The organism is Campylobacter sp. BCW_4341, assembly GCF_001764255.1.
Lineage (GTDB): Bacteria > Campylobacterota > Campylobacteria > Campylobacterales > Campylobacteraceae > Campylobacter_D > Campylobacter_D jejuni.
In genome coordinates this window covers 90,882-109,607 of record NZ_MKAH01000007.1, presented here as the reverse complement: position 1 = coordinate 109,607, position 18,726 = coordinate 90,882, and the positions used below count along the sequence as shown (strand labels likewise).

Below are 18,726 nucleotides of genomic sequence, written 5' to 3'. Positions count from 1 at the left end.
TGCAAATTCACAAACTCTAGCAAGAAGTGAAGTATTAAATTCTACTAATACAACAAATACTAGCAATAACACTAATTTTAGTATAAGTAGTAAAACAAGTTCTCCTAATTATGATATATCAAGTGAATTTAAAAACTCTATTTATACTCTAAAATATAAACAAGCAGATATAAGTAATACTTCTACCAATACAGCCTATGGTTATAGTGTAGATAAAGATGGCTATATGGGAAGTGATTTTAACAAAGCTGCAGGATTGCCTGAAGATTTTAAGATACATAAATCTACTTTGGATGAGATTAAAAAAGCTGCTGAAAATGAACCTTATATTGCAGATATGAAACAATATTTTGGTGTAAGCGAGTATTATACTAATATCGATATGGCTGAAACCATAAAACAATATTATAATCTTTTTTCTAATGCTTTAGGTCAAAGTTTTCCAAATGATAAAACAAGTTTTAGCCAAGCAGATATAAATTCTATGCCTAAGGGGTATGCTATAAATGGAATAAAATCGATGGATTTTAATGATCCAAGCAATAGAATGAATATCACCCACTTAAGAGATTTCTCAAATTCTTCTATTACAAATATTTATCAAACCCCTGAACAAATGAAAGAAGCTGAAAGTTTATATATACAATCAGGATCTTTAATAGATGGCATAAATGGACATAGTTTTGGTTTATCTTTGGAAGAAATCAAAAATGTTTCTAAAGGTGAAGATTGGCAGTTTAATCCTGATATGTCAGTTTATCCACAAAATGAAGATGGAAGCTATTCTAAAGAAGCTTTATTTATGAGCTTTTTAAAATCATATGGTAGCGGACAACCCGTTGAGAGTCCAAAAACTACACTTAATCCAAAAGTAGAAGCTTATAATAGGGCTATGGCTAAAGAGAGTTTTAGTGGTCCAGCCATACACTTAGATAGTATTATGACAGGTAAAAGTGACTTTAAAAGCTTTTTTAGATACTGGGCAGAGCGTGGCATAGCAGAAGGTGATTTATATATGTATGAAAATAACATTCCTAAAGAATCTGCTATGGGTAACTGGGCTTTAGACGCTGAAATTAAACAAGCTCTTGCTAATGGCTGGAAAGCAAAACCTAGCACCATTAATTCCTACGCTGATTCTATAATGGATAGACTTAATAATCTTATAGGACAAACTAGGGTTTAAAGAAGTATTAATTTTTTAAGTTTGAAATAAATTGCTAATAACAAAATAAGATAAAATTAGTATAATTTTTTTACAAAAAAATTTGAAAGGAAATTATGAAAAAAATTATTTTGATTTTTATCTCTTTTTTTGCTTTAAATTTGAGTGCAAAAGATTTGGTTGTAGGAATGGAGCTTGGATATCCGCCTTTTGAAATGAGCGATAAAACAGGCAAAGCAAGTGGAATTAGCGTGGATTTTTTAGAAGCTTTTGCAAAGAAAAACGGCTATAAACTTGTAGTAAAAAATATCGCTTGGGATGGTTTAATACCTGCTTTAAAAACAGCCAAGATAGATCTTATTATGTCCTCTATGACAATTACCGATGAGAGAAAAAAAGTGGTGGATTTTAGCATTCCTTATGCTAAGGCAAATTTGGCTATTTTAACTCCTTTGAACTCTGATATTGCAAATATCAAAGATTTAGATAAAAAGGGCAAAGTTTTGGCTTTAAAGCGTGGTTCTACAGGGCATTTATATGCGGTTAAAAATTTAAAAAATGCAACTATTAATTTATTTGATAAAGAAAATGCTGCTATTTTGGAAGTGATTCAAGGCAAGGCTGATGGATTTTTTTATGATCAACTTACGATTTATCGCACTTGGCAAAAATATCAAGATACAACTAGAGCCATTTTGGCGCCTTTTCAAGAAAATCCTGAGTTTTGGGGTATAGCAGTGCAAAAAGGTAATGCAGAACTTAAAAAAGAGCTTGATGAATTTATTGCAGAAAGCAAAAAAGATGGGCTTTTTGATTCTTTAGGAGAAAAATATCTTAAAGATGTTAAAGATACTTTTAAAAAGAATAATTTAGAATTCTTTTTCTAAGAAGGATTTTCCTTCTTAGGTTACAAAGCTTTCCACAAGCCTTTGCACTAGCAAATTCCATCCATCCACTAATACAAAAATTAAGAGTTTAAAAGGTAAAGAGATCATAGTAGGAGGTAGCATCATCATACCCATAGCCATTAAAACTGAGCTTACAACCATATCTATGACTAAAAAGGGTAGGTAGATTAAAAACCCTATTTCAAAAGCGGTTTTAAGCTCTGAAATCATAAAAGCAGGAACTAAAACTGTAAGGGGAACATCATCTATGGTTTTGGGATTGGGTAGATTGCGTATGCGATAAAAAAGAGCTAAATCTTTTTCGCGAGTATTTTTAAGCATAAAATCTTTAAAAGGCTTTGCTCCTTTTATAAAAGCCTCTTCATAGCCTATTTTTTCTGCTAAATAAGGTTTTATACCTTCATTATAGGATTTTGTAGCTACAGGTTCCATGATAAAAAAAGTTAAAATTAAAGCCAAGGTTACTAAAATGGTATTAGGTGGCATACTTTGCGTCCCCATAGCTTGTCGCAAAAATGAAAATACTACAATAAGACGCAAGAAAGAAGTCATAACAAAAACTATACTTGGAGCGAGCGCAAGTATGGTTAAAACAATCACTATATTTAAAGTAGTAACAAGCTGATTAGGTGTATTGGGTGCACTTAAGCTTAAATTTACTGTAGGGATAGTTGCTTCAGCAGCAAATAAGCTCATGCTTAAAAGTAAAAATAATAATATTTTTTTCAAAATTTAAAAACCTTTTTTTTGTTTTTTATTAAAGAAATTTAAATTTTATCTTTTGATGACTAAAAACTAGTTTAAGGGTATTAGGATTTTAACTTTAAACTGCTAAAATAGTCTTTTAGACTTCTTAATAACAAAGGTAAAAAATGAAAACTTCTATTTTGATTTTAGCGGCAGGATTAGGCACTAGAATGAAATCACAAAAGCCAAAGGTTCTGCAAGAGCTTTGTCAAAAAAGTATGATTTTACACATTTTAAAAAAGGCTTTTGCTTTAAGTGATGATGTAAGTGTAGTTTTATCGCATCAAAAAGAACGCGTTGAAAAAGAAATTTTAGAACATTTTCCAAAAACACAAATTTTAGAGCAAGACTTGCAAAATTATCCAGGAACTGCGGGAGCTTTAAGGGGGTTTGAGCCTAAAAATGAAAGAGTGTTGATTCTTTGTGGCGATATGCCTTTGGTTGAGCAAACAAGTTTGGAAGCCTTGTTGGGTAATAATGCAAAATTAAATCTAGCAGTTTTTAAAGCAAGAGATCCTAAAAGTTATGGTAGGGTGGTGATAAAAAACGATAGCGTTGAAAAAATTGTTGAATTTAAAGATGCAAATACACAAGAAAAAGAGATAAATACTTGCAATGCTGGGGTTTATGTGATTGACTCGAGGCTTTTAAAAGAGCTTTTACCTTTGATTGATAACAATAATGCGGCAAAAGAGTATTATTTAACCGACATTGTAAAACTAGCAAAAGAAAAAGATGTGATGATTAAAGCGGTTTTTGTAGATGAAGATGAATTTATGGGGATTAATGATAAATTTGAACTCAGTATAGCTGAAAATTTCATGCAAGAAAAAATTAAAAAACACTGGATGCAACAGGGAGTGATTTTTCATTTACCGCAAAGCACTTTTATAGGTGCAGATGTTGAATTTGTAGATGAATGCGAAGTATATGAAAATGTAAGGATAGAGGGTAAAAGTAAGATTATAAACTCTATCGTTAAAAGTTCAAGCGTGATAGAAAATTCCATCATAGAAAATAGCGATGTAGGGCCTTTGGCACATTTGCGTCCAAATTGTGAGTTAAAAAACACTCATATAGGAAATTTTGTAGAATGCAAAAATGCAAAGTTAAATACCGTAAAAGCAGGACATTTGAGCTATTTAGGAGATTGTGAGATAGATAGTGGAACTAATATAGGCTGTGGGACTATTACATGCAATTATGATGGGGTAAAAAAGCATAAAACCATCATAGGAAAAAATGTTTTTGTGGGTTCTGATACGCAATTTATCGCACCTGTAAAAATCGAAGATGAAGTGATCATAGCAGCAGGAAGCACAGTAGGTGTCAATGTAGAAAAAGGTGCTTTGTTTATCAATAGAGCAGGGCATAAGATGGTAAAAGATTATTATTATAAGAAATTTCAAAAATGAAAACCATACTTTTGGCTATTAGTGGCAGTATAGCTTTTTATAAATCTTACGAGCTTATTTCTTTGTTTAAAAAAGAAGGCTTTAGGGTAAAAGTTTTGCTTTCTAATGGTTTGTTAAAATTTGCTAGCAAAATGAGTTTTGAAGCCTTGGCTGATGAGATTTTATGTGAAGAAAATGAAAGTTGGCAAAACTTAAACAATCACATAGCTTTTAGCAAGGATGTAGACCTTGTTTTATTTGCCCCTGCAAGTGTTAATTCTATCAATAAACTTGCTTTTGGTATAGCGGATAATCTTTTTATCCAAACCTTAATCGCAGCAAATAAACCTCTTATCATAGCTCCTGCGGCAAATACAAATATGTTTCATCATTTTAGCACGCAAAATTCTTTAAAGATACTTAAAGAAAATAAAGCTTTGATTATAGAGCCTATTTGTAAAGTTTTAGCTTGTAAAGATGAAGGCGCAGGAGCCTTAGCTGAAGTTAAGGATATTTTTAATATTAGCAAAAGAGAACTTTTAAAAGAAAAGTTTTGGTGCGATAAAAGCGTAGTTATCACAGGTGGTGGCACAAGAGAAAGAATTGATGATGTGCGTTGTGTGAGTAATTTTTCAAGTGGAAAAATGGCAAAAGCCATAGCTGATGCTTTTTATTTTTTAGGAGCTAGGGTAAAACTTTTAAGCTCTGTGGAATTTGATACTCCTTATGAGCTTTGCAAATTTGAAAGTTCTAAGGATCTAAAAGAGCTTTTGGATAAAAATTTAAGTCATGATTTTTTGATTATGACGGCTGCAGTGAGTGATTTTATCCCTCAAAGTGTAAAAGGAAAAATTAAAAAAAATGAGCATTTACAGGGTTTAAACTTGCATCTATCTTTAAATGAAGATTTGCTTAAAACTTGCAAATTTCAAGGCAAAAAGATAGGTTTTAAGATGGAATTTGATTCTCAAAATGCCTTAGAAAATGCGAAAAAATCTTTAAAAGATAAGCAACTTGATATGATTTGTCTTAATATCATTGATCAAAAAAATTATTTTGGAAGCGATCAAAATGAACTTTATTTTATCACTTTAAATAATGAAAATAAAAGCACCTTGCAAAGCAAAGAAAAATTGGCATTTGAATTAGTAAAATGGTGTGAAAAATTATGAGTATGATTAATTCTACCTTACCTATACAAATGAAAGTTTTGGCTAAATCAGGCTATGGACACTATACGCTTTTGTTAAATCACAAAAAGATTCAAACCAAAAGCATGATAGAGCTTGAAATTGGTGCTGAATATTTAGCTGAACTTTATATGCAAAATGGTGGAGTTATACAATTTAAACATCTTTCAAAGCGTCCTAATTTCAAACCTTTTGAAGAGGGATTGGCTTTGATAATCGCTATTTTAGAGGATAAAATTTCTTATAAAAAATTCATCATACAAAATCTTTTAGCTTGTAAAGATATAGAGCGTTATCAGATATTAAAAGAAATGCTTTTTGCAAGTTTTGAAAATATTTATCATATTCCTTTTATCTTTGAAAATAAATCTTGTTTGTTTCAAATGCGTAAAAGAGCAAAATATTTAGAAATTTACTTATATTTTAGTGTTTTTGGAGCTTTGAAAATTTTGATAGATTCACAAGGTGTTAGCGTTTTTACACCTTTTGCCAAGGTACAAAAATTTTTAAACGAACATTTAGATTTTAATGTATCGCAAGAAAACAAGATTGAACCTTTGTTTGTTTTCAAAAGGCTTTTTGATTTTAAAGGATGAAAAATGAATGAATTAAAACACCTTGCTGTTGTTATGGATGGTAATAGGCGCTGGGCTAGGGCTAAGGGTTTTTTGGCAAAACTTGGATATTCCCAAGGAGTCAAAACTATGCAAAAATTGATGGAAGTTTGCATGGAAGAAAATATTTCAAATTTAAGCCTTTTTGCTTTTAGTACGGAAAATTGGAAGCGTCCTAAAGATGAAATTGATTTTATTTTTGAACTTTTAAATCGTTGTTTAGATGAAGCTTTAGAAAAATTTGAAAAAAATAATGTGCGTTTAAGAGCTATAGGTGATTTATCGCGTTTGGAATATAAAGTAAGAGAAAAAATTACCTTAGTTGAAGAAAAAACAAAGCATTGTGACGCACTTTGTGTTAATTTGGCTATAAGTTATGGCGCAAGAGATGAAATTATAAGAGCTGCTAAGCGTGTGATCGAAAAAAAACTTGAGCTAAATGAAGAAAATTTAACGCAAAATTTAGATTTACCTTTAGATGTGGATTTGATGCTTCGCGTTGGAAATGCTAAAAGACTTTCAAATTTCTTACTTTGGCAGTGTTCATATGCTGAAATTTATTTTAGTGAAACTTTATTTCCATCTCTTACCAAGAGAGAATTTAAAAGGATTATTAAAGAATTTAGAAATAGAGAAAGAACTTTTGGAAAATGATACTTTTCATAATAATTCTAGGGGCTTGTTTGGGTTCTTTTTGCGCAAGTTTGGCAAGTAGGATAATTGAAAAAAAACCTTTTTTTATCTCGCGCTCCTTTTGTTTTTCTTGCGATACAAAATTAAAATACTATGAAATTATTCCTATTTTTTCTTATGTTTTTTTAAAGGCAAAATGTCAAACTTGCAAATGTCATTTGCCTATTTTTTTATTAATCAATGAAATTTTAGGCATAATTTTGCTTATTTTGGTTTATTTTTTAAGTCAAAATTTTTATGATTTTTTATTTTTATCTCTATTTTTATTTAATCTTTTCTTGCTTTCTTTAATTGATATTAAACTCAAAGCCGTACCACAAATCTTACTTTGGAGCGCTTTTTTATTTGCTTTTTTTTACGCCTTTAGGGAAAGTGAAATTTTACATTTTTTGATTTTTAAAGAGTTTAGCAGAGGTTTTTTACTAAATGCTTTTAGTTTTGGAGGATTTGTTTTTTTATTAAAAAGTTTAGTTTTTTTTCTAATGAATTTCCAAAAAAAAGATGAAATTTTAGAAAATTTGGGTGATGCTGATATTATCATTATGTCTTGTATGGGTGGAATTTTAGGTTTTGAGTATGGATTTTTAGTATTATTTATAGCTTCTATTTTAACTTTGCCTTTTTTTATTTTTTTTAAAATTAAAGCAATAAAAGAGCAAGAACTTGCTATGATACCCTTTTTAAATATCGCTTTTGTGGCAGTTTTATTTTATAAAAACTTAGGATTATTCTAATGAAGCTTAGTTTAAGATATGTTTTAAATCAATTTTTAAGTACGAATTTATCTATATTTTTCGTACTTTTTGCTATTGTATCTATGGTATTTTTTATTCAACTTGCAAAACTTACTTCAAGTATAGAGATTAGTTTTTTGGATCTTTTAAAGCTTTATGGATTTATGTTGCCTAGAATTTTAATTTTTACCTTGCCTATATCTTTTTTTATTTCTTTAACTTTGGCTTTGTTTAGGCTTTCTAAGGAAAATGAAAGCATAGTGCTTTTTACTTTGGGATTTTCACCAATGATTTTGGCAAAATTTTTCCTTAAAATTGCAAGCTTGATTAGTGCTTTTATGCTTGTTGTGGCTTTGGTAATGATACCTATAGTATTTGAACTTCAGGATAACTTTGTAAACTATAAAAGCACTCAAGTGAAATTTAACTACAAAACAGGAGAATTTGGACAAAAATTTTTAGACTGGATGATTTTTATAGAAAAACAAGATAGTGATAAGTATGAAAACATAATTATGTATCGCCCTAAACATAAAGCAGATGATAAAGAACAGCTTATCATAGCCAAAGAAGCGCATGTGCAAAGAAAAGATGATAGCTTTGCTTTTAGCTTAAATCAAGGAAAAATGTATAATTTTGAGCAAGGTCAAAGTATTTTTAGTGGAGAATTTGATGCTTTAGTAGTAAATACTCAGTTTAATACAGACAATCTTCAAACAAAGAAATTTTATGAATACTGGAATGATTTAAACGAAAACCCACAAAGAGCAAGAGAATTTGTGATTTATACAACTATAGCCTTGTTTCCACTTGCTAGTACGCTTTTTGCGCTTTGCTTTGGTTTGGTTACTTATCGTTATGAAAAAGGCTATGTGTATTTAGGTATGTTTGGAGTGATTGCTATATATTTCGGACTTTTAAGTTCTTTTTCTCAACCTCCAATTTTGGCTTGCCTTGGAATTTTTTCTTTAAGTTTATTTGTTTCGGCTTATTGTTTTAAGAAAATGATTTTGAGTCGTTATTGATGAAAATAAAAATTATATTTTCTTATGATGGCTCTGCTTTTTTAGGTTCTGCTACTCAGCCTCATAAAAAAGGTGTTCAAGATGCTTTAAGTGGGGCTTTATCGCATTTGGGTATTTTTTCACCTCTTTTGATGGCTTCTCGTACAGATAAAGGAGTGCATGCAAGCTATGCTGTAGCTAGTGTAGAATGTGGAGATTATTTTACAAATTTAGAATATCTTCAAAAACAACTTAATAAATTTTCCCATCCTTTTATCCATATCAAAAAAATTGAAAAAGTAAAAGATGATTTTGAGGTAAGATTTGATGTAAAAAGTAGAGAATACCGCTATATATTTTCTCACTCTTCTTATAGTCCTTTTATGGCTTCTTATGTACATTTTTATCCTAAATTTGACTTAGATAAGGCTAATGAGCTTTTGGGTTTTTTTGTGGGAAAAAAGGATTTAAAGTTTTTTTGCAAAAGTGGAGGGGATAATAAAACGACTTTAAGAGAAATTTTTATTGCTAGAGCTTATGCTTATAAAGATTTTAGCATTTTTCATTTTAAAGCTAATGGTTTTTTAAGAGGGCAAATTAGATTAAGCGTAGCAAGCGTTTTAAAGGTTTTAGAAGGAAAAATGAGTGAAAAAGAACTCAAAGAACAGATTGAGGCTAAAAAGCAATACAATCACTTTTTAGCACCGCCAAATGGGCTTTATTTAAGCCGTATATGTTATTAAAAACTTTCATAGAAATTAAAGGCCTTTTGGGTTAAAATTTTTCTTATTTCTTCTTGATGTTCTTTGCCTTTGGTTTCTAGGGTAATTGAAATCATCGCATCGCCATAATCAAGCTTGGTGGAAAATCTATCATAGTCGATTTTTACTATATTTGCATTGGCTATTTTTAAGCTGTCTGTAAGGTGTAATAATGCCCCAGGTTTATCTACTAAAGTAACATGAATTTGCATTTTTCTATAGGATTTAAATAAACCTTTTTCTATGATGATATTTAGCATTTGTGCATCGATATTACCTCCGCTTAAAACTACGCCAATTTTTTTATGATTTTGTGTATTTATTTTTTGATGAAGTAGGGTGGCTACACTCGCAGCTCCTGCGCCTTCAACTATGATTTTATGTTTTTCAAGTAAAAACAATACCGCATTAGCGATTTCTTCATCATCAACTTGGATAAAATCATCTACGCATTCTAAAATAATGTTAAAATTAATAGGATTTGCATCACGCACAGCAATACCATCGGCTATAGTGCGTACGCTTTTTGCATTTTTGATTTTTTTAGCATGAAAACTTTCATACATTGCAGGAGCTCCTTTGGCTCCAACTCCGATGATTTTAATGTTTGGATTGATTTGTTTAGCTGCACTTGCGATACCACTTATAAGTCCTCCACCTCCAACAGGTGCGATAATCACATCAAGATCGCTTATTTCATCAAGCATTTCAAGCATCAAAGTTCCTTGTCCTGCCATTACAAATTCATCTTCAAAAGGATGAATAAAGCTAAGATTATTTTCTTTAGCATAAGAGGTTGCAAAGGCATAGGCTTCATCAAAATTATCCCCTTTGAGTATCACCTCTGCTCCTAAGGCTTTTGTAGCAGAAACTTTTAAGAGCGGAGTGGATTCTGGCATTACAATAACTGCTTTAATGCCAAATTTTTTTGCACTAATGGCCACGCCTTGAGCATGGTTTCCAGCACTTGCGGCAATGACTCCATGTTGTTTTTGTTCAGCACTAAGATTGGCTATTTTATTATAAGCTCCACGAATTTTATAAGCACCTGTAATTTGTAAATTTTCATTTTTAAGATAAATTTCACTTTGACAAATATCACTTAAAAAAGAAGAGTATATGAAAGGAGTTTTGTTTACAAACCCTGAAATTTGTTGTTTTGCTTTGTAAATTTTATTAAGCTCTAACACTATTTTTCCTTTGTTTTAAAATACGGATATTCTAGCATAATGCAACGATTTTGTATAAAATTTATATCTAATTTTTTACATTCTTTTTTGGCTGTTTCATTACTAATACCAAGTTGAAGCCATAGGTTTTTAATATTTTTTTCAACAAGCTTAGGAAGAATTTCTAGTGCCACTTCGCCTTTTCTAAAAAGTATAAGTGTATCGATTTTTTCTTCTATTTGATCTAAATTTCTATAAACTTTTTCATTTAAAATAAACTCTTCTTTAGGATAAATAGGAAAAATTTTATAATTTTTTCTTTGTAAAAATTCTGCTACCCTATAAGAAGCTTTTGTCTTATCTGGACTTAAAGCAAATATGGCAATATTTTTACTTGTATTTATAATATAAGAGATAGTTTCTTTTTCATTCATTATTAACCTTTGTTTTGGTATTTTATCTTAAATGATTAAAAAATTAACTAAAATGAATTCAAAAAATGAAAAAAGTGTTATAATATAGCAAATTCCGAAGTTTAATAAGGAGGGAAAAATGGAAGAATTTTATCCATATACTTTAACAATCCATCTTCTTTGTGCTATTTTGTTTATAGGTTATTTGTTTGTTGATGTATTTGTTTTGGGTGTAGTTAAAAAGAAAAATCCTAATTTTGACAAAAGTCTTTTTAGTGCTACTGGGGTTAAAATAATGCCTTTTGTGGTTCTTTTGCTTTTTTTAAGCGGAGGTGCTTTGGCAGGTTTTCATTTTAAACCTTTAAATTTACTTTTTGCTATAAAAATTATTTTGGCTTTTGGAATTTTATCTTTAGTTGTTTTTTCTTTATTTTGTCATTTTATATTAAAGAAGAAAAACCCGCTTGGTGCTTTTATCCATCCTTTTGTATTTGTGCTTTGTATCGCGATAGTAATACTGGCTAAATTAATGAATTATTTTTTTATACCTTGCTAAGAAATACTCCGCATTCAAGATGTGGAGTATTGGCAAATTGATCAAAAAGAGCAAACTCTTCCACTCTATGTGTTAGGCTTAATTCTTTTAAATTTTCTTTTAAAGTGATAGGATTGCAAGAAATATAAATAATATTTTCATATTTTTTTATTAAGTCAATTACGCTTTTATCAAGTCCTGCACGGGGTGGATCAACTAAAACATGAGAGAAATTAAAATCATCTAATCGAATATCTTTTAAACGAAAAAATTCTCTTTCTTTTTTGATAGCAAGACTTAATTCTTCGCTTGAAAGTCTTGCAAAGTGGATATTTATTGTATTGTTAAGTTTGCAATTTTTTAAAGCAAAATTAATATTGCTTTTTGAAATTTCAGTGGCTAAAATTTTAAAAAAGAATGGTGCTAAAGCTAAAGTAAAATTTCCATATCCACAGTAAAGCTCAAGTAAATCCATTCTTTTTTGAGTGCTTAAAATTTCACATACCCAAGTAATCATTTTTTCATTTATAGCAGTATTAGGCTGAATAAAACAATCGTTGTTAAATTCATAAAATATTTTTCTATCTTGAATATTTAAAGTTTGTCTTAGATTTTCTGTTTTAAAAATAAGTTTTTTGCCTTTACTTCTTGCTATAAGGTTGATATGAAGAATATTGCTTAAATTTTCTAAATTTGACTTTATATCTTCTATATTTTTATGATAAAGTAAAGTTATGCTAAGTTCTTGCTTTGTGGTTAAAAACTCCACGCCAAAAAGTTTTTCTTTTAATTTGCTATCTTGACGCAAGCATTCTAGAAGTTTTGGCATAAAAGCGCAAATTTTTTCATCAGCAAAATCTAAATATTCTATAATGTACTTTTTTTTGCTTTTTGGATCAAACATTGCATAAAAAAGCGTATCATTTTCATGATAAAATGAAAGTTCAGCTCTTGTACGATAATGTTTATCTTTTGAGGCAAAAAGTTTAAATTCTTTTGTATAAAATTCTTTAAAATATTTTTTTATGAAAGAGTGTTTTTCATCTAAAGTAAGAAAATTTCCAAAATTTTCAAGACTCATGGAACTTTCTTTCCGATGAGTCTTAATAAAAGCGCAATAAGTATGAAATTTAAAGGCAAGACAAACCAAACACTAAGTCCTAAAGATACAGGAATATATCCAGCGATTAAAGAAATGCCACAGATAAATAAAGCATAAGGAATTTGTGTTCTTACATGCTCCATATGATCGCATTTTGCACTCATAGATGAAAGGATTACATTATCTGAAATTGGTGAGCAATGGTTTCCAAAAATCGCACCTGTTAAAACGCAGCTTATATTAATAACCATATAATGATGCATAGCGTTTACATCCATACTATTGATTTTGGCGATTTCATGAGCTAAAGGCACAGCCAAAGGCATTAAAATCCCCATAGTTCCATAGCTTGTTCCTATGGCAAAAGAAATAGCTGAAGCAAAAGCAAAAATAGTAGCAGGTAAAATAAACTCAGGTAATTTATCTGCAAGCAAACTAGTGATAAATAAAGAAGTTCCTAGATCTTTTACTATACTTGAAAGCGACCAAGCAAATAAAAGTAAGACTATAGTAAAAATCATGGTTTTCCAGCCATATATCCAAGTTTCTACCGCTTCTTTAAGATTGAAAATTTTACGACGCACCCCGATAAAAATCGCTACAATAGCAGCAAACAAAGCAGCTTGGAATAACACCACAGAAGAATCAGCATTTCCAAAAGCAGCCCTAAAAGTTTCAAAAGACAAAGGATTGGCATTTGCTTTTGCAAGTTCTTCGCCTTCTAAAGTGCTAAGTCCATTAAAATAAAATCCTAATATAGCTAAAATGATTAAAGTAAAAATAGGAATAATAGCATCAAAAGCACGAATTTTAATACCTTCTTTTGGTGCTAAAAACTGATCTTCTAATTCAGCAGTATCTAGTGTGCCTGATTTAGGTAGAGGAGCAATTTGCCCTGTGGTTCTTGCACGCACTTCAGCCTTGTACATAGAACCAAACTCACGCCCCATGATTGCAGTCATGATTACAAAAAAAAGCATGAAGATATTATAAAAACGATAAGGTATGGTTTCGACAAAAATTCCAAAAGCACTAATATCGCTAATGCCTATGTGTTCATAAGCGGTTTTAATTAAGGAAACTTCTAAGCCTATCCAAGTAGAAATTACAGCTATTCCTGCTACGGGAGCGGCAGTAGAATCGATAATAAAGGCAAATTTTTCACGAGAAATTTTAAATTTATCCGCCAAAGGACGCATAATTGGACCTACGATCAGTAAATTAGCATAATCATCAAAAAATATTAAAAGCCCTAAAAACCAAGTGTTAACTTGAGCTGATACAGCTGATTTGGCTCTTTTGGCAAATTTTAATGCTACAGCTTTTGCACCACCCATTTTTGTGATAAGTGCTACAAGACCACCTATACAAAGAATTTGCAAAATGATTCCTGCATTTACTGGATCTGAAGTTGAGCCTAAGATGTAAGAAATAATCTTTGAAAAAGATTCTACTGCGGTATTGTAATAATTTACAAAAGCTAAATGTTGTGCTTTAAAAATATTTACAGAAAGGCTAAGTAGAAAAGTTCCGCTTAAAACCCCAGCAAAGAGTGATAAAATAACGTCTTTTGTGATAAAGGCTAAAGCAATAGCAACTAAAGGTGGTATAAGCGTAAAAGCTCCAAACAAATTAGCATTTGCAGCTGCTTCTGAGGAGTTTGCAAATGCAACTAAAGGTAAAAACAATAAAACTAAAAATTTATTCATTCATCTCTTTCTATATAAAATCCATTCCAAGTTTGTGTTACCGGCATAAGCTCGATTTCATTAACATTAATATGGCTTGGTAGGTTAATGATAGACATTACTACTTTGGCAATATCATTAGCACTGATAAATTGCGTATTTTCATACACTGCATCAGCTTTTTGGATATCTCCTTTAAAACGCACTTCACTAAATTCAGTTTTGCAAAGTCCTGGAGCAATGTTTGTTACTTTGATATTGCTTCCTCTAAGATCATTTCTTAAGGCCAATGAAAATTGTCCTACAAAGGCTTTGGTTCCACAATACACATTGCCTCCAAAATAAGGATTGCGTCCCGCAACTGAACCTAAGTTAAAAATATAAGCATTTTTTTGTTTACGAAGTATAGGAATAACAGCTTTTGCAACATATAAAAACCCTTTGATGTTTGTATCTACCATAGTGTTAATATCTTCAAGGTTTAATTTATCAAATTCATCTACCCCTAAAGCCAAGCCTGCATTATTAAAAAGCACATCAATTTCTTGAAATTCTTTAGGTAAATTTTCAATAGCCCCAAAGATTTCTTTTTGATTTCTTACATCTATGCAAAGGGTGTAAATCTTATCTTTATGAGCATTTTTTAGCTCTTCTAGACGCTCTTTGCGTCTAGCAAGGGCGATTACTTTGTAGCCTTCTTGTATAAAAGCTTCAACACAAGCTCTACCAAAACCTGAACTAGCTCCTGTAATAAATGCGGTTTTCATTCTAAACTATCTCCGTAAAATAGATTTTCATTTGCTTTTAAACCCAAGCTTTTTAGATAATCAGCATTTTCTTTTTTACCTGCTGATAGTGCAAAGTCAAGCGCATTAAAACCAAGATCATCAACAGCATTAAAATTTGCTCCTTTTGAAATAAGAAGTTTTAAAATTTCAACATTGCCATAGGTTGCAGCATGCATTAAAACATTTTTTGAAGTGTGCTCTAGAGCACAAAATGTAATAAAATAAGGCGTATTTGAACCTATGTTCGCACTTAATACTAATTTTTCATTGTTATTAATATATTTTTGATTAACATTTGCTCCATTATCAAGAAGTAGTTTTATGATATCAAGACGATTAAACTCTATGGCATAAAAAAGCGGGGTTTTACCAAAGGCATTGGCTTGATTAACATTTGCTCCATTTTGGATCAAAAAGTTTGTATTTTCATAATTTTCCAATGCGTAAAAAATAGCACTTTCATAACCTTCATCAATCCTAGCACCAAAACGAATCAAAAGTTCTAAAATTTCTTTTTCTCTTTGATTTAGAAGCGCTGCTTGCAAGGCTATCGTAAGATCATCTTGGCTTGGATTATTTGAAAAAATAAAATCTTGTATATAAGATACCGAATAATTTTTATTTGACATGATTTTTGCTAAAGGACTAATGTCTTTGTAAATTTTTGTTTCACCAACAGCCCAATTTAAAAATTCGTTTAAGGCATTGCTAGCATAGTAAATATTACTACCTTTGTCAAAATTAAAATTACTTTCAAAATACTTTTCTAAAGGTTCTATAGCATTGTTATATTCTTTCCAAAAAGCTTTGTAAAGTCTAAAATTTCCTATACTTTGATATGCCCAATATCTAAAATAAGATTTTAAAATATCATATTTTTTTTCTAAATTTTCGGGTGTATCTAAAGTTTTTTGATAAGCGATGGGATCGATAGCTATTTTTAATAATAAAAAATCAAATTGTTGTAATTTGGGCAAATAAGCCACACCATTACAAGAGCTATTGCTTCCGCGAATTTCATTGGAAATCGCATAGAGTTTTTTTGTAAAATCTTGATTTTTTAAAGATTCTTTACAGCTTGAAGCTATATTTAAATAATCTAAATTTGAACTTTTATTTAGCAATATTTTATTATTTTTAATGTTGTCGCAGTTAATGGCATCGCTAGCCATTAAACTTGCAAAACAACAAAAGGAAGTGAATAATAACTTCAATATTTTTCCTTTGAAAATTTTAATTTTGTTATTTAATCCAAATAAGTATTAAATTTGAATTAATTTTCAAGTTTGAAATTTTCAATCTCATTAAAATTTAAATATCTATAGATATTTGCCTTATGCTCATCACTTAGTTTTTCGCTGACAATTTGTAAGTATTCTTCCTTGCTTGGAATTTTACCCAAAATCGCACAAACTGCCGCAAGTTCTGCGCTGCCTAAATATACTTTAGCACCCATTCCCATACGGTTGTCAAAATTTCTTGTAGAAGTTGAGAAAACTACAGCTCCATCATTTACTCTAGCTTGATTACCCATACACAAAGAACAACCAGGAACTTCTATTCTAGCACCTGCTGCACCAAAGATGCTGTAATAACCTTCATTAGTAAGTTGTGCTTTATCCATTTTTGTTGGAGGCACTACCCAAAGTCTGGTTTTAAGTATGCCTTTATCTTTTAAAATTTCTCCTAAAGCTCTATAATGTCCTATGTTTGTCATACAAGAACCTACAAAAACTTCATCTATATTTTTTGGACGCTTATCATCGGCTAAAATTTCGCTTAAGGTTGCCACATCATCAGGGTCATTTGGACAAGCTAGGATTGGCTCTTTAATGTCATTAAGATTAATATCTATAATATAAGCGTATTTTGCATCTTTATCTGCTCTTAAAAGAGTAGGGTTTTTAAGCCATTCTCTCATTTTTTCAGCCCTTCTAGCAAGAGTAGCTTTATTCTCATATCCTGCTTCTATCATAGCTTCAATTAAAGAAATATTGGATTTGATATATTCGCTTACACTTTCTATGCTTAAATCCACACTGCAAGCAGCTGCAGATCTTTCAGCACTTGCATCACTAAGTTCAAAAGCTTGTTCGACTTTTAAGTTTGGCAAGCCTTCTATTTCTAAAATTTTTCCTGCAAAAATATTTTTCTTATTTTTCTTTTCAACGGTAAGTTGTCCTTGTTTGATTGCATAATAAGGTATAGCATTAACCAAATCTCTTAAGGTAACTCCAGCTTGTAATTCCCCGCTAAAACGCACTAAAACACTTTCAGGGACATTTAAAGGCATAGAACCAGTAACTGCAGCAAAAGCCACAAGTCCACTTCCTGCAGGGAAAGAAATTCCTATAGGAAAGCGTGTGTGAGAATCCCCACCCGTTCCTACGGTATCTGGCAATACAAAACGATTAAGCCAAGAGTGAATAACCCCATCACCTGGTTTTAAACTTACCCCACCACGACTTGTCATGAAATTGGGCAAGGTTTTATGTAAATTTGAATCGCTTACTTTTGGATAAGCAGCTGTATGGCAAAAGCTTTGCATCACAAAGTCTGCATTAAAGCCTAGGCTTGCAAGTTCTTTAATTTCATCTCTAGTCATAGGACCTGTGGTATCTTGAGAGCCTACAGTTAAAGTTATAGGTTCTATATACATACCTGGACGCACGCCTTCAACTCCACAGGCACGACCTAGCATTTTTTGAGCCAAGGTATAACCACCGCTTGAAGATTTAGGTTGTTCAGGTTTGGTAAAGATATTTTCACTTTCCATTCCTAAAAATTCTCTAGCCTTAGTACAAAGCCCGCGACCTATGATAAGTGGGATTCTTCCTCCTGCTCTAACTTCATCTAAGAGAGTGTTTGGACTGAGTGTAAATTCTGCAATTGTAGAGTCATTTTTTATAATTTTTCCCTCATAAGGATGAATTTCAAACTCATCGCCCATTTCTAAGTTTGTTACATCACAGATGATAGGTAAAGCCCCGCTATCTTGAGCAGTGTTAAAGAAAATCGGTGCTATAGTTGAACCCATTACTATACCACCGCTATGCTTGTTTGGCACACCTTCTATTTCTTTTCCTAAATGCCATTGTATAGAATTTATTGCTGATTTTCTACTTGAACCTGTTCCTACAACATCACCTACATAAACTACTTCTCGACCGCTTTTTTTAAGCTCTTTGATTTTTTCTAAGGATCCTGCTTGTCTTACCTTTAGCATGGCATTTGCATGCAAAGGAATATCGCTTCTTGTAAAAGCATCTCCTGCAGGGCTTAGATCGTCGGTATTTGTTTCACCTGCTACTTTGAAAACTATACATTTAATCACTTGAGGTAATTTTTCTTTTTTGTTAAACCAGTCCGCATTTGCCCAGCTTTGTAAAACTTCCTTAGCGTGTGGATTGTTTTTGCTAAGTTCAGCTATGGTATGAAAATTATCATGAACAAAAATAATATTTTTCAACACTTCTGCAGAATCTTTGGCTATGTTTTCATCTTTTAAGGCATCAATTAAAACTTTAACATTATATCCGCCTAGCATAGTTCCAAGCATTCTTAAGGCTCTTTTTTTGTCTATATTTGGAGCGCTGATTTTGCCTTTAAGTATAGAATCTAAAAATTCACATTTTACTAAAGCTGCATCATCAACACCAGGATTTACTCTATTTTCTAAAAGATTTGCAAGCTCTTCATTATTTTCATTTTCAAGTAGTTTACAAAGTTCTTTAGTTTGATTTGCATTTAAAGGAAGGGGTGGTATACCCAAAGCGGCTCTTTCTTCAACAAGTTTATTGTATTCTTGCATAAAAGACATT

General features: G+C 31.1%; 18 protein-coding genes. 10 read left to right on the top strand and 8 right to left on the bottom strand.

Annotated features, from left to right (window positions below):
* The coding region (locus AJN70_RS09300) for a Cj0814 family flagellar-dependent secreted protein (protein WP_083262305.1) at window positions 1-1,186 on the top strand (1,186 nt) is incomplete at its 5' end.
* 95 nt (window positions 1,187-1,281) lie between these two features.
* Window positions 1,282-2,052 carry a transporter substrate-binding domain-containing protein gene (locus tag AJN70_RS01415; RefSeq protein WP_070295394.1) on the top strand — a complete coding sequence of 257 codons (771 nt, stop codon included), beginning with the start codon at window positions 1,282-1,284 and terminating at the stop codon, window positions 2,050-2,052.
* A 15-nt stretch (window positions 2,053-2,067) separates the two neighbouring features.
* On the opposite strand, the gene fliP is transcribed toward AJN70_RS01415, so the two are convergent.
* The gene (gene fliP, locus AJN70_RS01410; protein ID WP_002852529.1) at window positions 2,068-2,802 is read right to left on the bottom strand and encodes a flagellar type III secretion system pore protein FliP; all 735 of its coding nucleotides are present in this window, start codon (window positions 2,800-2,802) and stop codon (window positions 2,068-2,070) included.
* A gap of 143 nt (window positions 2,803-2,945) precedes the next feature.
* Here fliP and glmU point away from each other — a divergent pair, with 143 nt between their 5' ends.
* Genes glmU through truA form a run of 7 tightly spaced genes read left to right on the top strand, consistent with a single transcriptional unit; the run spans window position 2,946 to window position 9,192 of the window.
* Window positions 2,946-4,235 (top strand): bifunctional UDP-N-acetylglucosamine diphosphorylase/glucosamine-1-phosphate N-acetyltransferase GlmU, encoded by a 1,290-nt coding sequence (gene glmU / locus AJN70_RS01405; RefSeq protein WP_070248190.1) that lies wholly within the window; start codon window positions 2,946-2,948, stop codon window positions 4,233-4,235.
* Entirely contained in the window at window positions 4,232-5,386 is a 1,155-nt protein-coding gene (coaBC, locus tag AJN70_RS01400) for a bifunctional phosphopantothenoylcysteine decarboxylase/phosphopantothenate--cysteine ligase CoaBC (protein WP_070248188.1), read from the top strand. Before glmU ends, coaBC begins: the two co-directional genes overlap by 4 nt.
* The gene (locus AJN70_RS01395) at window positions 5,383-6,000 is read left to right on the top strand and encodes a hypothetical protein (protein ID WP_070248186.1); all 618 of its coding nucleotides are present in this window, start codon (window positions 5,383-5,385) and stop codon (window positions 5,998-6,000) included. The genes coaBC and AJN70_RS01395 overlap by 4 nt, the downstream gene beginning before the upstream one ends.
* 3 nt (window positions 6,001-6,003) lie before the next feature.
* Window positions 6,004-6,672 carry a polyprenyl diphosphate synthase gene (gene uppS / locus AJN70_RS01390; RefSeq protein WP_070280677.1) on the top strand — a complete coding sequence of 223 codons (669 nt, stop codon included), beginning with the start codon at window positions 6,004-6,006 and terminating at the stop codon, window positions 6,670-6,672.
* Window positions 6,669-7,445 (top strand): A24 family peptidase, encoded by a 777-nt coding sequence (locus AJN70_RS01385; protein WP_070248182.1) that lies wholly within the window; start codon window positions 6,669-6,671, stop codon window positions 7,443-7,445. The genes uppS and AJN70_RS01385 overlap by 4 nt, the downstream gene beginning before the upstream one ends.
* Window positions 7,445-8,470: an LptF/LptG family permease gene (locus AJN70_RS01380; RefSeq protein WP_002881529.1), complete on the top strand. Its 1,026-nt coding sequence runs from the start codon at window positions 7,445-7,447 to the stop codon at window positions 8,468-8,470. The genes AJN70_RS01385 and AJN70_RS01380 overlap by 1 nt, the downstream gene beginning before the upstream one ends.
* The gene (gene truA / locus AJN70_RS01375) at window positions 8,467-9,192 is read left to right on the top strand and encodes a tRNA pseudouridine(38-40) synthase TruA (protein WP_074497808.1); all 726 of its coding nucleotides are present in this window, start codon (window positions 8,467-8,469) and stop codon (window positions 9,190-9,192) included. The genes AJN70_RS01380 and truA overlap by 4 nt, the downstream gene beginning before the upstream one ends.
* On the opposite strand, the gene ilvA is transcribed toward truA, so the two are convergent.
* Entirely contained in the window at window positions 9,189-10,400 is a 1,212-nt protein-coding gene (gene ilvA / locus AJN70_RS01370) for a threonine ammonia-lyase (protein ID WP_070248179.1), read from the bottom strand. The two genes, truA and ilvA, sit on opposite strands and share 4 nt — an antisense overlap.
* A complete protein-coding gene (locus AJN70_RS01365) occupies window positions 10,400-10,813 on the bottom strand; it encodes a CoA-binding protein (protein WP_002856772.1) in 414 nt (137 codons plus the stop codon). Before AJN70_RS01365 ends, ilvA begins: the two co-directional genes overlap by 1 nt.
* 118 nt (window positions 10,814-10,931) lie before the next feature.
* On the opposite strand from AJN70_RS01365, the gene AJN70_RS01360 reads away from it, so the two are divergent.
* Window positions 10,932-11,348: a membrane protein gene (locus AJN70_RS01360; RefSeq protein WP_002861471.1), complete on the top strand. Its 417-nt coding sequence runs from the start codon at window positions 10,932-10,934 to the stop codon at window positions 11,346-11,348.
* Here the strand turns inward: AJN70_RS01360 and trmA are convergent.
* Genes trmA through AJN70_RS01335 form a run of 5 tightly spaced genes read right to left on the bottom strand, consistent with a single transcriptional unit; the run spans window position 11,335 to window position 18,725 of the window.
* A complete protein-coding gene (trmA, locus tag AJN70_RS01355; protein ID WP_070210097.1) occupies window positions 11,335-12,408 on the bottom strand; it encodes a tRNA (uridine(54)-C5)-methyltransferase TrmA in 1,074 nt (357 codons plus the stop codon). The genes AJN70_RS01360 and trmA overlap by 14 nt on opposite strands.
* The gene (locus tag AJN70_RS01350) at window positions 12,405-14,138 is read right to left on the bottom strand and encodes a Na+/H+ antiporter NhaC family protein (RefSeq protein WP_070248177.1); all 1,734 of its coding nucleotides are present in this window, start codon (window positions 14,136-14,138) and stop codon (window positions 12,405-12,407) included. Before AJN70_RS01350 ends, trmA begins: the two co-directional genes overlap by 4 nt.
* Window positions 14,135-14,884 carry an SDR family NAD(P)-dependent oxidoreductase gene (locus tag AJN70_RS01345; RefSeq protein WP_053872917.1) on the bottom strand — a complete coding sequence of 250 codons (750 nt, stop codon included), beginning with the start codon at window positions 14,882-14,884 and terminating at the stop codon, window positions 14,135-14,137. The genes AJN70_RS01350 and AJN70_RS01345 overlap by 4 nt, the downstream gene beginning before the upstream one ends.
* The gene (locus AJN70_RS01340; RefSeq protein WP_070295392.1) at window positions 14,881-16,119 is read right to left on the bottom strand and encodes an ankyrin repeat domain-containing protein; all 1,239 of its coding nucleotides are present in this window, start codon (window positions 16,117-16,119) and stop codon (window positions 14,881-14,883) included. The genes AJN70_RS01345 and AJN70_RS01340 overlap by 4 nt, the downstream gene beginning before the upstream one ends.
* A gap of 59 nt (window positions 16,120-16,178) precedes the next feature.
* Complete coding sequence (locus AJN70_RS01335) at window positions 16,179-18,725, bottom strand: bifunctional aconitate hydratase 2/2-methylisocitrate dehydratase (protein WP_070248173.1); 2,547 nt, start codon at window positions 18,723-18,725, stop codon at window positions 16,179-16,181.
* Window position 18,726 lies beyond the last annotated feature (1 nt).